General features: G+C 63.7%; 13 protein-coding genes. 10 read left to right on the plus strand and 3 right to left on the minus strand.

The window, feature by feature from the left end; all coding sequences use genetic code 11:
- Positions 1-73 precede the first annotated feature (73 nt).
- A complete protein-coding gene (locus NKI01_RS20775) occupies positions 74-1,321 on the plus strand; it encodes an aconitase X (protein ID WP_352496039.1) in 1,248 nt (415 codons plus the stop codon).
- Complete coding sequence (locus NKI01_RS20780; protein ID WP_023721289.1) at positions 1,318-1,740, plus strand: aconitase X swivel domain-containing protein; 423 nt, start codon at positions 1,318-1,320, stop codon at positions 1,738-1,740. Before NKI01_RS20775 ends, NKI01_RS20780 begins: the two co-directional genes overlap by 4 nt.
- Here the strand turns inward: NKI01_RS20780 and NKI01_RS20785 are convergent.
- Together NKI01_RS20785 and NKI01_RS20790 are read right to left on the minus strand one after the other, a co-directional pair.
- Positions 1,737-2,819, minus strand: coding sequence for an SIP domain-containing protein (locus NKI01_RS20785; RefSeq protein ID WP_352496041.1), 1,083 nt, complete (start codon positions 2,817-2,819; stop codon positions 1,737-1,739). The genes NKI01_RS20780 and NKI01_RS20785 overlap by 4 nt on opposite strands.
- 2 nt (positions 2,820-2,821) lie before the next feature.
- Positions 2,822-4,954 (minus strand): TonB-dependent hemoglobin/transferrin/lactoferrin family receptor, encoded by a 2,133-nt coding sequence (locus NKI01_RS20790; RefSeq protein WP_352964460.1) that lies wholly within the window; start codon positions 4,952-4,954, stop codon positions 2,822-2,824.
- Between the two features lie 250 nt (positions 4,955-5,204).
- Here NKI01_RS20790 and NKI01_RS20795 point away from each other — a divergent pair, with 250 nt between their 5' ends.
- From NKI01_RS20795 to NKI01_RS20805, 3 genes are read left to right on the plus strand one after another with little or no spacing between them, the layout of a single operon-like run.
- Entirely contained in the window at positions 5,205-5,486 is a 282-nt protein-coding gene (locus tag NKI01_RS20795) for a hypothetical protein (RefSeq protein ID WP_352481605.1), read from the plus strand.
- Entirely contained in the window at positions 5,462-5,827 is a 366-nt protein-coding gene (locus NKI01_RS20800) for an ABC transporter substrate-binding protein (protein ID WP_352481604.1), read from the plus strand. The genes NKI01_RS20795 and NKI01_RS20800 overlap by 25 nt, the downstream gene beginning before the upstream one ends.
- Positions 5,818-6,087 carry a hypothetical protein gene (locus NKI01_RS20805; protein WP_352481603.1) on the plus strand — a complete coding sequence of 90 codons (270 nt, stop codon included), beginning with the start codon at positions 5,818-5,820 and terminating at the stop codon, positions 6,085-6,087. Before NKI01_RS20800 ends, NKI01_RS20805 begins: the two co-directional genes overlap by 10 nt.
- 63 nt (positions 6,088-6,150) lie before the next feature.
- Here the strand turns inward: NKI01_RS20805 and NKI01_RS20810 are convergent, their stop codons facing one another.
- Complete coding sequence (locus NKI01_RS20810) at positions 6,151-7,182, minus strand: LacI family DNA-binding transcriptional regulator (RefSeq protein ID WP_023721287.1); 1,032 nt, start codon at positions 7,180-7,182, stop codon at positions 6,151-6,153.
- 339 nt (positions 7,183-7,521) lie between these two features.
- Between NKI01_RS20810 and NKI01_RS20815 the strand changes: the two genes are divergently transcribed.
- From NKI01_RS20815 to NKI01_RS20835, 5 genes are all read left to right on the plus strand, one after another.
- A complete protein-coding gene (locus tag NKI01_RS20815) occupies positions 7,522-9,135 on the plus strand; it encodes an extracellular solute-binding protein (protein WP_352481602.1) in 1,614 nt (537 codons plus the stop codon).
- A 77-nt stretch (positions 9,136-9,212) separates the two neighbouring features.
- Positions 9,213-10,073 (plus strand): carbohydrate ABC transporter permease, encoded by an 861-nt coding sequence (locus NKI01_RS20820; protein WP_023721285.1) that lies wholly within the window; start codon positions 9,213-9,215, stop codon positions 10,071-10,073.
- Complete coding sequence (locus tag NKI01_RS20825; protein ID WP_352964463.1) at positions 10,070-11,029, plus strand: carbohydrate ABC transporter permease; 960 nt, start codon at positions 10,070-10,072, stop codon at positions 11,027-11,029. Before NKI01_RS20820 ends, NKI01_RS20825 begins: the two co-directional genes overlap by 4 nt.
- Entirely contained in the window at positions 11,026-12,117 is a 1,092-nt protein-coding gene (locus tag NKI01_RS20830) for an ABC transporter ATP-binding protein (protein WP_352481599.1), read from the plus strand. Before NKI01_RS20825 ends, NKI01_RS20830 begins: the two co-directional genes overlap by 4 nt.
- A 1-nt stretch (position 12,118) precedes the next feature.
- The gene (locus NKI01_RS20835; RefSeq protein WP_352481598.1) at positions 12,119-13,192 is read left to right on the plus strand and encodes an ABC transporter ATP-binding protein; all 1,074 of its coding nucleotides are present in this window, start codon (positions 12,119-12,121) and stop codon (positions 13,190-13,192) included.
- Positions 13,193-13,227 lie beyond the last annotated feature (35 nt).

Genomic DNA, 13,227 nt, shown 5'->3' on the forward strand with positions numbered 1-13,227 from the left:
AATCCTTCAGTCTTGCCAGGCGGTCGGCAATCGGGGAAAGCATGGTCGGGCAAACTCCGAAGCGGAATGCTCGATGCCCCTTGAATTGAATGCGGGCGACCAGTCGATGCTGCATGGCGAGCAAGGCTCGGCAGCGGCTGCCGCCATGAAGATCCTGGTCGCCTTCGCGAAGGCGGTCGACGCGCGCAAATTGCTGGACATTGCCGGTGCCCATATCGACGGCTGCCTCTATCACGGCCAGGCCAGCCTCGATTTCGTCGAAAGGCTGATCGAGGGCGGCGGCCGCGTTCGAGTGCCAACGACGCTGAATGTCGGCTCGTTCGATCTGATCCATCCTGGACTGGTGAAGATGACAGCCGCGGAAGAAGTGCCGGCGCGCCGTCTGATGAAGGCGCATCTGGAACTCGGCTGCCAGGCGACTTTCACCTGCGCGCCCTATCAGACGCGGTTTCGGCCAGGGTTTGGCGAGCAGATTGCCTGGGGTGAATCCAACGCCATCGTCTTTGCCAATTCGGTGATCGGTGCGCGGACCAACCGCTATGGCGATTTTATCGATTTGTGCTGCGCAATCACCGGGCGCGCGCCAGCCTGGGGGTTGCACCTGATCGAAAACCGGCGTGGCCAGGTACTGTTCGAGCTGACTGGCGGCCTCGAGCCTACCGACGCCCTGTTTGTCGGCGTCGGGCTGATCGTCGGGCAAAGGAGTGGCGACCGCATTCCGGTGATATCGGGCCTGCCGCCGCCGCGCGACGAGGACCAACTGAAGGCGCTGGGGGCGGCGGCGGCAACGACGGGCGCGGTGGCGCTATTTCATGCCGTCGGCATCACACCGGAGGCGAAGACCCGCGATGAGGCGTTGCACGGCCTGGTGCCGGAGCAAAAAATCCGTATCAGCTGCGCCGACATCGACCATGCTCTGGCCAGGCTATCGAGCGTCCCCGACGGTGTGCTGCTTGCCGCCGTCTCGTTAGGCACGCCGCATTTCTCCTACGAGGAATGGATGCGCCTGTTGCCGTTGCTGCGCGAGGTCGCGCCGGGCAGAGGCGTTCCGATCTATGTCAACACAGGGCGTGCCACCCTGGCGCGGCTGCAGGACGAAGGCGCACTGGCCGGCATGGGAGCATTCGGCCTCGTTCCGGTCGCCGACACCTGCACTTACGTCACCACGATCATCGAGCGGCTCGACGGTGTGGTGATGACCAATTCGGGCAAATGGGCGCATTACGCACCTGGCAATATCGGTGTCTCGGTGGCCTTCGGTGACATGGAGGACTGCGTCCGCTCGGCTGCTGCCGGCCGCGTCGTGCGAGGCGCGCCATGAGGGGGCCGGACAGAACAGGTACATTCCACCTTGCCGGCTCGGCACAAGGCCCGGCGCTGGTGCTTTCGCAGGCGCTCAGCTTCTGGGGCGGAATCGACGTCGAAACGGGCGACATCATCGACCATTCGCACCCGAACCTCGGCGGCAACATCGCCGGCAAGATCCTGGTGATGCCGAGCGGGCGGGGGTCGTCGTCCTCGTCTTCGGTTCTGGCCGAAGCGATCCGCAGGGGCACGGCGCCGGCCGGCATTATCCTGGAGCGGCCGGACCCGATCCTTGCCGTCGGCGCCATCGTTGCCGAATTCCTATATGAAATCAGCATGCCGCTGGTCGTCTGCGAGATATCAGGCATTGTCTCCGGCGACCGGATCGCAATCGATCTGGGCGAAGATGCCCAAGCGATGGTGAGCAAGATCTAGCCGGCCATCAGTCCCGCCGCGCCCCGCCGCCAGTAGGCTGCCGCCAATGTTTCGTTGCGGCCGAGCGTCAGCGTGCCACGCCAGTGTTCGCGCACGGTCCTGGCGGCGGCTGCTTCGGCCGCGAACCAGCCGAATGCCGAACCGGTCGGCCATGCGACCGACCGGATGGCGCGCGCCAGCCTGTCGTCGAGCCCGGCCGGCACGCTATTTCTCGGCAGCCAATGCAGCTCGATACCGGTCTTGTTGTCGATGGCCTGCCGTTCGCCGTCGTCGGCGATCTCTATGAAGGCCACGCCTTTGGTCTCGGCGGGCAGCGTCTCCAGCATGCGGGCCAGCGCCGGCAGGCCGGTTTCGTCGGCGCCCATGAGATACCATGATGCCGGTCGTACCGGACGGCCGACCGGCCCCATGATGCCGATCTTCATGCCAGGCGCCGCCTGCATGGCCCAGCAGGCGCCGACGCTGTCGCCGGGATGGATGAGGAAGTCGACGTCGATGATGCCGTTTTCGACGTCGAGGGCTCGAATGGTATAGACGCGCGCTACCGGGCGCCTGTCGTCCGAGGGCCAGGCCGGCAAGCCATTGCTGCCAAGCACGGGCCAGAGCGGATCGGGGACATCCCTGGTCGGGAACAGCATGCGGATATGCATGCCGCCGAATTTTGCGAAGCGCGTCAAATCCTCGCCGGCGAAGCGGATGCGGCGCATATGCGGGGTCAGGTCGCCGACCTGGGTGACGACCATCTCACGGAACTGCGCAAGTCGGGTTTCTTCGGCGAGATCGCCGGTCCAGACGATCTCGGGTTTTTCTTCCTTGGCATAGACTTCGACAGCGGTAGCCAGCAGGTCCTTGATGCGGGCCAGCCCATCGCGGTCGGCGGCGTTGGCCCGCATCACCAGCCGCTCCATGTCAAGGGACGCGTCGCCGAAGGCGAAGCGGAAGTCGAGCCGCTGCCCCTCGCGCGAGGCATCGGCATCGAAGCTTTGCAGCCTGTCGCTGATGCGGTCGATGTAATGCGGCAGGTTGCGCAGGTTCAAGCGCGCTTCGCAGGCCAGTCCGCTCGCTGATGCTTGCCTCATTCTCAACCTCCGATCCTGCCTGTGAGCGCCACCTTGAAGGTGCGGCCCTTGCCCTGTTCCGTTGCCGCCGTCGTCGACCAGGCGCTTTGCGGGTCGGTGTAGGCGGTGTTGAAGACGTTATCGACGCCGAAATCGAGCTTGGCATGGTCATTGATGCGCCAGTTGGCAAAGACGTTGACCAGGTCGAAGCCTTCATCGACCACGGGCGGCGCGTCGGGGTTGGTGCGGCTTGTCCGGGTGATCTTGCCGACGCTGAGATATTGCGCACCGACGGTGAACTGGTCCTCCAGCATGCGGAAACCGACGGTCGCCGAGAAGCGGTCGAGCGGCGTGTTGTTCAGCGCCTGGCCGGAGTAAACGCCGCTGACGACCTTGGCGTCGATCAGGGCGCCGGCGAGGTTCACGAAACCCCAGCCATAGTCGTAGACGGCCTCGGCCTCGATGCCCTTCAGCCGTGCGTCGCCGATGTTGATCACCGTGCGCGGCAACACAGTGAGGTCGACGTCGATATAATCTTCGACGGCGGTGTGGAAGACGTTGACCTTGGCACGAAACAGGTCACCCGCGGCCAGCACATCGTCATATCTAAGATTGATCCCGGCTTCCCAGTTCTTCGCCGTTTCGGGCTGCAGAAGCAGGTTGGGCTGGTAGCTGTCGCCGCCGCCATGCGCGCCGCCGCCGCGGTAGACGTCCTGCAGGCCCGGCGCCCGGTAGCCTTCCGAATAGGTGCCGTAAAGCTGGAAACCTTCCAATGGCGTTAACCCGACGGTGAGGCGCGGCGACCAGCGGTCGCCGGAAATCGAGGCTTCCGCCGGCGGCACGGTCTTTGTCTCACCGTCGAGTTGATAGCCGTCATAGCGCATGGCGGCGATGAGCTGCAGCCAGTTCTCATAGTCGCCCTGCCATTGCAGGAAGCCACCATAGCCCTGCTGTTCGCCGGCGCCGAAATGCGCGGCGTCCGACGAAGCCTTCAGATAGTAGTAATCGAGGCCGTAGGTGAGGGTGTGAGCGATCTCCCAGGCATCGAAGCGTGAGGAGTTCTTCAGGTTGAAGCCGCTCGTGGCGACGTCGTAGTAGCGGAAGTTGCCGATCGCCGTTGCCGGCCAGACCTGCGTCTGCTCGGCGCGCGTGCGGTTGTGGTAGGCGTTGACACTGAGGTCGACCAGCTCGTTGTCGTCCGGCCTCCACGTATAGCCAGCCGTGTAGGTCTGGTTGGTCGTGTCGGTGTCGTAGCGGCTCAGCGTCGGCGAGGTCGAGCCGCTCGATCCGGTGACCTGGTCGCTGTAGCGCTGAAGGATCGCGCCGAGCTTGAGCTCGTGGCCGTCGGCGGGCCGCAGGGTCGCCTTCACATAGCCGCTGGTGATGCTCTCTCCGGTCCATGGCACGGTGTCGCCATTGCCATCGGTGTAGCTGTCGCGGTCGCGGTAAATGACGTTGCCGATGATGTCGGCGTCGTCGCTGAAACGGTAGGCACCGGTGGTGCTGGTGGTGAAGCCGTCGCCATTACCCTCATAGCCCAGCTTTTCGCTCAGCGCCCAGCGTTCCTCCTGCTTGAGGAAATCGCCGGCATCCCTGGTTTCGAAGGAGACGACGCCGCCGATGCCGCCCGAACCATAGGCATTCGAGACCGGGCCGCGAATGACGGTCGCTTCCTTGATCAGTTCCGGCTCGACATAGAATGAGCCCGAGCCGTGGCCGACGCGCCAGTAATCCTGGCGGGCGCCGTCGAGCGTCACCACCACGCGGCCATATTGTTCGAGGCCGCGAATGTTGATGGCGGTCGCCGGATCGTCGCCGTTCATCGAGGCGGCAACGCCGGGCGTGGTGCGGAACATGTCGGCGGCGGTGTCTGGCTGGATGCGTTCGAGTTCTTCCTGATCGACGGCGCTGATGGCGGCCATCGATTCGATGATCGCCGTCTTGATCATCGTCGCCGAGATGGTGATCAGGTCGAGCACGGTCGGCTCGTTCTGCCCAGTCCTGGCCTGCTGGGGCGGCTTGACCGGCCGGTCGGCCTTGGCGGCGGCGCCCTTCTTCTCCGGCTCCTGTGCTGCGGCGGGCGGCGCGGCACACAGGCCGAGCGCGAAGGCGAGCGCGGTGCACGCCATCAAGGTTTTGTTGCTTGTCAGTTTCATGCGTGCAGCCCCGGAAAAGCAAAGATTGCTGGCGGCGGCCGTTGGCCCTGGCTGGCATGATGGAGAAGCCTCGACACGCGGGCCGGGCAGGGCTACTTATTAAAACATGATGATAATAGTCAACTTAATTTTACAGGCCGCGACCATGACCGAATTATCTAAAATGGAGCAGCGAAACGGCGGGGTCTGCAGCGGTAGACGGTGGAGGCAGACGCGCTGGTTTCAATTGGGCGGGATGGTGGCGGTGCTGATGCTGGCGCTTTCTGCTCTTGCGCCGTCTTGCGGCTTCAAGGCGCTGGCCGCCGAGACGATTGTCGATGCATCGGGGCGCACCGTCGCGACCGGTCCGGGAACCAGGATCCTGACACTCGGTTCCGATGTTACCGAGATCGTCGATGCGCTGGGTGCCGGCGAGCGGATCATCGCCGTCGATCGCGGCAGCAAATATCCCGCTTCCGTCGCGCAAAAGCCCAATGTCGGCTACCGGCGCAGTTGTCCGCCGAAGGCTTGGTCGCGCTTCGCCCGGACCTGATCCTGGCGGCCGAAGACAGTGGGCCGCCGGAGGCGATCGAAGTGCTCAAATCGCTGGCGATCCCGATTGTTCTTGTCCCGGAAGACAACAGTCCTCAAGGCATCGACCACAAGATTACGTTGATCGCTGCCTCGCTCCACCTCGAGGACAAGGGCAGGAAGGTTTCAAGGCAAGTGCTCGACGCCTTCCAGGCCGCTGCCGACCTGGCCGCGAAAATGCCGGCCGAGCGCCGCAAGAAGGTGGTGTTCTTCCACGGCCTCGTGCGGCTGAGTGCTGCCGGTGCGGGCACTGCGGCCGACGCGATCATCCGCTATGCCGGCGGCATCAATCGATGGCCGTAATGCAGGGTTACAAGGCAGCGTCGGAGGAGAAGCTGATCGAAATGGCGCCCGACGTCATCCTGATGATGAGCGACGGCAAGGGCGGACCCACCGCCGAGCAGGTGTTCGCCACGCGCGCGCTGAGCGCCACGCCGGCGGCGAAGGCAAAGGCGCTGATCGTATTGGACGGCGCCTATATGGTCGGCTTTGGCCCGCGCACCGCCGATGCAGTCCGCGACCTGGCGCAGGCGCTGTATTCGGAGACAGCAGACGCCGACTAAGTCATGAACTTTATGACGTCATGTTCAGTGGGTACTCGCGCCCCATCTGCCCCAAGCTTCCGTTCAGATCTCCGGGATGCTTTCCCTGAAGATCACCTGCAGCCTTGGCTGGTGCAGTTCGTAAGGCAATCCCCTGACCGCATGGGTCAAGGTGTTGAGCGCTTCGCGGGCTTCGACGCGCGGGTTCTGGTCGATGACCGCGTCGAGCGTGCCGTCGAGCAAAAGCTCCTTGGTGCCTTCCGTTACTTCATGGCCGAGAAAGACCGTCGACAGTGCACGCCCGCGTTCCCGTAGCGCGCGGGCGATGCCGGTGTTGCCGGCGCCGACATTGTAGATGGCGGCCAGGTCCGGGTGCCGATCCAGCAGGGCGGAAGCCTCCGAATAGGCCTTTTCCCGATCGTCGAGCATTTCGCGCATCTCGACGATCTGCAGATTGGGCGATTCTTCCGTCAGTATGTGGCGGAAGCCCATCTCGCGCTCTTCGTGGCCGCGGTAGGAGAGCGAACCGGCGAACAGCGCGACCTTGCCCGGACGCCCTGCACCCATGAAGCGGTTGAGCAGGTAGCCGGCGAGCCGGCCGGCGGCGCGGTTGTCGATGCCGATATAGGCGACCCGCGGCACATGCAGGATGTCGGAAGCGATGGTAACGACCTTGACCCCGCTGGCCGAAAGCGAGCGGATCGCCTCGCGCACCGTCGGATGGTCGAGTGCGATCACACCGACGCCTTGCGTCTGTCCGTGCAATTCCTGCAGCAGCCGGGCAAGCCGGTCCGGATTGAAGCCTTCGATAGTGGCGACGCGGACGTCGAGGTCCGGCCGCGACTGCGCCTGCGCCTCGATCTGGCGGTGCAGCATCTTGATGAAGGAATTGGTGCCGGCGGGCAGGGCGAAATCGAGCCGTATAACCTCACCAGGTATCGCGTTGCGCGAGTTCGGATTATTCGAATTTTCAGCGATATAGCCAAGCCGTTGCGCCGTTTCGAGCACGACCTCGCGGGTGCGCGCCCTGACCCCGGCGCGGTTGTTGAGCACACGGTCGACCGTAGCGGCGGAAACGCCGGCTTCCCGGGCTATGTCTGTCAGGGTGGACCGCACTGTCGATCACCTCATTCCAAAATGCGCCAAGGGCGCATCGAGATTACGCATTTCATGGGTCCGCTGTCGAAGCGGCAGCTTCATCGCCAGCCGCGATTCTGATGGGAAATGATGTAACCAGCCTTGGCCGATACGCAAGCTGCCGCGCTACACCAAAATGCCGAAACGGACCAAAGCGGGGAGGTGGGCAGCCTGGCTCCCTCAAATTCAAGCATCGTCCCCTCCCATGAGATGTTATGAGGTGTCTTGATTATTTATGATGTTGACAGGCTTCGTATAGTGCCGTCAATATCCATCATAAGGGCCGTGGAGGAACAAGGCCCTGAGGGAGGAGTTCCAATGTCGAATTTGATCCGCGTGTCGCGGCGCCGTTTGCTGGCGTCCGGTGGAAAGGCGGCAGTCCTTGTTGCTGCCGCAGGTATCGCACCGAAATTCATTCGCCCAAGCCGTGCCTATGCGGCCGATGCCCTGGCGCCCGGCATGATCGGTGGCCCGACGGGCTTCGACGGCTCGGAGCGCTATCAATATGGCGCCGACACGCCCGAGGGCCGCGCCATTGAGGCGGCCAAGGCGATGAAGGGCGCCGGCAAGGCGCCGGCCAAGATCGTGCTTGGCCTGTCCGATGGTTCGATCGGCCAATTGACACAGCCGTTTCCGGCCGGTGCGCCGTCGATCAAGGATCTCTGGGAGAAGGAAACCGGTATTCCGCTCGAGATCGTCGGTGTGCCGAATGGCCAGGAATTCACCAAGACGATGCAGGACATCTCCACCAAGGGTGGGGCGTATGACATCTACGCGGTCGAATGGAACCGTCTTGGCGACCTCGCCGAAACCGGGGGCATCCTCAAGCTCGACGACTTCGTCGCGCAGTACAAGCCGGAATGGGACGATCCCGAGCGCGGCTATGTCAATGGCGCCAAGGGCGTCTCGCTGCTCAATCAGTATCGCGGCTCGACCTATGGCGTGTCGCTGGATGGCGACTTCCAGACCTGGGTCTACCGCACCGATCTGTTCGGCGACGCAGCCGAGAAGAAGGCCTTCTCCGACAAATACGACTATGAACTGGCGGCGCCGAAGACCTGGAAGCAGCATGACGAGATCGCAGCCTTCTTCCAGCGCCCGGACAAGGGCCTGTTCGGCTCGACCGATCTGCGCAACCAGGGCTGGGGCTATACCAATTGGTATCAGCGTTATGTCTCAATGGCTTCGCCCAATCAGTTCTTGTTCGACGATACCGGCAAGCCGCTGATCAATTCGGAGCAAGGTATTGCGGCGACCAGCGAGTACATCGCGTCGCTTGCGCACCATTCGCCGGATGCGATCTCCTGGGGCTGGCCGGAGCAGTACGGCAATTTCGCAAAGGGCGGTGCGGCCATGACCTGCGCCTTCTCCAATCTGCCGAAATTCCTCGATAATGCCGGCAACAAGGATTCAGCTGTCACCGGCAAGATCGGCTCGATGCTGCCGCCCGGCCGCGAGATCGACGGCAAGCTGGTCAGCCGTTCGGTGCTGTGGCTCAATCTGTCGGCGTCGGTGTCTTCGCAGGCCAAGAACCCGGAGGCCTGCTACCTGTTCCTGCAATGGCTGGGATCTAGTCGCATCTATGCGTGGATGACCGCCAACCCGGGCGGTTACTTCGATCCGTTCCGGCTGTCGGATTTCTCCGATCCGCTGGTCCGCCAGACCTATCATGCTTACCACATGGACGTGGTGCGCGAGACGGTCGCCCGCACCGTGCCCACCATCAACTATCCCGGCGCCACCGCCTTCCACAATGCGCTGGACGAGAACCTCGTCGCCGCGCTGACCAAGGCCAAGACAGCAGAGCAGGCGATGGCCGACACCGAGGCCGAGTGGAAGAAGATTGCCCGCCGCACCGGCGAGGAGAAGCTTCTCGAAGCCATCAAGACCAACAAGGAGGCCTGGCCCACCGTTCTCGATCCGATCGCCTGATCCTCCCGGATCTTACCAAAGAGGGGAGGAGTGATTGCTCTTCCCCTCGATAACGAAGGACCCAGCAAAGCCGCAAGATGAAGCGTTCAGTTCCTTTCGAGATATTCCGCTATGCCGCGATCTTTGCGGCAATGGCGGTGACGCTGGTGCCGATCCTGTGGATGATGTCGATGGCGTTCAAGCCGATCGCCGAATGGTCGGCGACCGGCGCCGACCTGACCTGGTGGCCGAAGAACCCGACACTCAGCAATTTCCGCTTCGTCTTCGGTGAATCGACCAACAATCTTATCGTCGCGCTCGACCGCACAGCTTTGAAGCCGATCCTGTCGTCGCTGCTGTCGGCCACGTTCGGCACGGCGATCGCCATGTCGGCGGGCACAGCGGCGGCCTACGGGCTGTCGCGCTTCAACTCGGGCCAGAACCTGCCGCTGGCGCTGATCCAGCTTCGCCTGTTTCCGCCGATGGCGGTCATGACCCCGGTGATGATCATGTGGGCCTTCCTCAACTTCACCGACAGCTGGTGGGGGCTGTCGCTGATCTACGGCATCGTCACGCTGCCTTTCGCCTTCTGGCTGATGAAGACCTTCTTCGACGACATGCCGCGCGAGATCGAGGAGGCGGCACTGGTCGAGGGCTGTTCGCGGTGGCGCGTCTTCACCCGCATCACGCTGCCGATGATGCGGGCGCCGCTGGCCAGTGCCGCGCTGTTCGTCTTCATCCTCAACTGGTCGGACTATCTGATTGCGCTGCTTCTGACGACGCGCGAATGGGTCACGGTCCCGGTCTACATGGCCTCGCTGTCCTCCTCGATGACCGGACAGCTCTACGGCGCCAAGGCAGCTCTCGGCCTGATCGCCGCGGTGCCGCCGGTGATCATGGGCATCGCCATCCAGCGTCATCTGGTGCGCGGGCTGACCTTCGGGGCGCTCAAGCAATGAGCTCGGTGACAGCCACGATTTCGGAGGGCGACATGCAAGCCTCCAAGGCGACGTCGGTGTTGCCGGACGAGGGCGCGCGGCTCGGATTCCGGCTGACCCTGCCGGCGCAGATCCTGGTGCTGTTCATCGCCGTCTTCCCGCTGCTGATGCAGCTCTACATCAGCCTGACCGACTGGTCGCCGCTGTCGGGCACCGGCTGGTGGAATGCCTGGTCGATGTGGAACAGTTTCGCCAATTACACCGACCTTGTCGCGGACGCGCGCTTCTGGAGCGCGCTGAAGCGCACGGCCATCGTCATGATCGTCTGCGTGCCGGCGGAGTTCCTGCTCGGCCTCGCGCTGGCGACGCTGTTTGCCGACGAGTTTCCCGGCAAGCGGATCTTCTATTCGATCCTCTTGATGCCGATGATGGTGGTGCCGGCGGTGGCCGGCTACATGTTCTTCATGCTGTTTCAGTCGGGCGGCCCGGTCAACGACATCCTGTCGGCGATGTCAGGCTTTCCCGTCACCATCGCCTGGCTCTCGGATCCGACGCTGGCGCTGATCGCGGTGATGGTCGTCGACATCTGGCAGTGGACGCCGCTAATGTTCCTGATCCTGCTTGCCGGCCTGGTCGGCGTGCCGGAGGACCAGATCAAGGCGGCGACGCTGCTCGGCGCCAACCCCTGGCAGCGCTTCGTCACCATCGTGCTGCCGAAGATGAAGACGATCATCATCATTGCGCTGGCGATCCGGGTGATCGAGAACTTCAAAATATTCGACACCCTCTACATCATGACCGGCGGCGGTCCCGGGGTCGCTACCGAAACCATCTCCGTTTACATCTACAAGCTCACCACGCAGGACCTGATCTGGGGCTATGTGGCGGCAATCGCGCTGGCCATATTGATCGTGCTGTCCATCGCCGCTGTGTTTGCCATGAAACGCATGGCCCGGGTACGCGAGGTGGCGGCATGAGCACGATCCATCTGCAAAACCTTGTCAAGAAATTTGGCGACTTCACTGCGCTGCAGACGATGGATCTGGCCATTGCCGACGGCGAGTTCATGGCGCTGCTCGGGCCGTCCGGCTGCGGCAAGTCGACGACGATGAACATGATCGCCGGCATGGAAGAGCCGACCAGCGGCAAGATCCTGTTCGGCGAACGCGACATGGCCGGCGTGCCGATGGGGCGGCGCGGCGTCGGCTTCGTCTTCCAGAACTATGCGATCTTCACTCATATGAGCGTGCGGCAGAACCTCGCCTACGGCCCGAAAATGCGCGGCGCACCAAAGGCCGAGATCGACCGCCGCGTCGGCGCCATTGCCGAGATGCTGCAGCTGACGCCGCTGCTCGACCGCAAGGCCGACCGGCTTTCGGTCAACATATTGCAGCGGGTGGCGATTGGCCGTTCGGCGATCATGGAGCCGGCGATCTTCCTGCTCGACGAGCCACTGTCCAATGTCGACGCCGCCTTCCGGGCGGTGATGCGGACCGAATTGAAGCAACTGCAGCGGCAGTTCCGGCAGACCATGGTCTACGTCACCCACGATCAGCTCGAAGCGATGACCATGGCCGACCGCATCGCGGTGATGGACCACGGCGTGCTGCAGCAGGTCGGCACGCCACTGGAAGTCTACAACAACCCGGCCAACGTCTTCGTCGCCCGCTTCATCGGTGCGCCGGGCATGAACCTGCTCAAGGGCTGGTTGGCGGAAAGTGACCGTGGCCTGGTCGTCGATCTTGGCCCACTCGGGGCGACGCCGCCGCTGCCGGTCGAGATCGCCGATGCCGCCAGCCGGATGCGCGGCGAGGTGTTTTATGGCTTTCGACCGGAGCAGGTGACGCTGGCCGAAAGCGGCCGTGGCCTCTGCATGCCGGTGAGTTTCGTCGAGCGGATCGGCGCGCGCACCATCATCCATCTTGGCGAGGGAGAGACCGCGGTGAAGGCGGTGTTCGACAATGATGTCGGGCTGGCGATCGGGCAGACAGCCGTCGTCGCGCCTGCGGCGGAGGCGGTGCGCGTCTTCGACGCCGCTACCGGCCTTGCGTTGAGAGCAGGTTGAGATGGCCGATATCGTTTTCCGTAATGTGACAAAACGCTATGGCGGCACGCTGGCTGTCGACGATGCCTCGTTCGCGGTCAACGACAACGAGTTCTTCTGCTTCTTCGGGCCGCCGCTGTCGGGCAAGTCGACGATACTCCGTCTGGTGCTCGGGCTGGAAACCCCGGACACGGGCGAGATCCTGATTGGCGGCAAGCCGGTCAACACGGTGTCGCCGGCGGAGCGCAATGTCGCCATGGTGTTCCAGAATCTGGCGCTGTTCCCGCATATGAGCGCGCGCGACAACATCCGTTTTCCTTTGGTCGAGCGGAAGGTGGCAGAAGCCGAGATCGAAAAACGCGTCGCCGATGTCGCGGCCAAGCTGCATATCAGACATATCCTGCACAAACCGCCGGCGCAGCTTTCCGGCGGTGAGCGGCAGCGCGTCGCGATCGCCCGCGCGCTGGTGCGTGATCCGGCTGCCTATTTGATGGACGATCCGATCTCGGCGCTCGACGCCCGGCTGCGCGAGGAGACGCGCGTCGAGCTCAAGCGCATCCAGCGCGAGCTCGGCAAGACGCTGATCTATGTCACGCACGACCAGGAAGAGGCGATGTCGGTCGCCGACCGCATGGCCATACTGGAGAGCGGCAAGATCAGGCAGATCGGCGCGCCGGCCGAGATCTATGACCGGCCGGCCAGCACCTATGTGGCGCGGCTGCTCGGCTCGCCGATGATGAACATATTGAAGTCGGTGCACGGCGCGGAAGGCGTGGAGGCGGCCGAAGGCACGATCCGCATCGCGGACAAGGCGGCGCCGGCCGATGCCGTCGAGATCGGGCTCAGGCCGGAAGACATCAAGGTCAAGGCCTGGTCGGATGGAATCTCGGACGGGGGCGCGGGCCGCCCGGCGCGAGTGTTCGAGGTCGAGCCGCTCGGCGGCTACACCGTGGTGACGCTCGCCGCCGGGCAGGCGCGCCTGCGGGCGCTGTTGCGCGGCCAGCCGGACATCAGGCCGGACGCGATGGTGGCGATATCCTGCGAGCCGGGCAGGGTGCATTATTTCGGGCAAAGCGGGGAAGCGCTGGCAAGATGACGGCGGCTGCAAGAAACGAGCTTCGGGAGGAACAT

This window comes from Mesorhizobium sp. M0815, from assembly GCF_040319995.1.
Lineage (GTDB): Bacteria > Pseudomonadota > Alphaproteobacteria > Rhizobiales > Rhizobiaceae > Mesorhizobium.

Bases quoted from the DNA above. Each gene is read 5' to 3' on its own strand.
- NKI01_RS20790 (WP_352964460.1), bottom strand. From the start codon at position 4,954: ATGAAACTGACAAGCAACAAAACCTTGATGGCGTGCACCGCGCTCGCC.
- NKI01_RS20825 (WP_352964463.1), top strand. From the start codon at position 10,070: ATGAGCTCGGTGACAGCCACGATTTCGGAGGGCGACATGCAAGCCTCC.
- NKI01_RS20775 (WP_352496039.1), top strand. From the start codon at position 74: ATGCCCCTTGAATTGAATGCGGGCGACCAGTCGATGCTGCATGGCGAG.
- NKI01_RS20835 (WP_352481598.1), top strand. From the start codon at position 12,119: ATGGCCGATATCGTTTTCCGTAATGTGACAAAACGCTATGGCGGCACG.
- NKI01_RS20780 (WP_023721289.1), top strand. From the start codon at position 1,318: ATGAGGGGGCCGGACAGAACAGGTACATTCCACCTTGCCGGCTCGGCA.
- NKI01_RS20785 (WP_352496041.1), bottom strand. From the start codon at position 2,819: ATGAGGCAAGCATCAGCGAGCGGACTGGCCTGCGAAGCGCGCTTGAAC.
- NKI01_RS20815 (WP_352481602.1), top strand. From the start codon at position 7,522: ATGTCGAATTTGATCCGCGTGTCGCGGCGCCGTTTGCTGGCGTCCGGT.
- NKI01_RS20830 (WP_352481599.1), top strand. From the start codon at position 11,026: ATGAGCACGATCCATCTGCAAAACCTTGTCAAGAAATTTGGCGACTTC.
- NKI01_RS20795 (WP_352481605.1), top strand. From the start codon at position 5,205: ATGCTGGCGCTTTCTGCTCTTGCGCCGTCTTGCGGCTTCAAGGCGCTG.
- NKI01_RS20805 (WP_352481603.1), top strand. From the start codon at position 5,818: ATGGCCGTAATGCAGGGTTACAAGGCAGCGTCGGAGGAGAAGCTGATC.
- NKI01_RS20820 (WP_023721285.1), top strand. From the start codon at position 9,213: ATGAAGCGTTCAGTTCCTTTCGAGATATTCCGCTATGCCGCGATCTTT.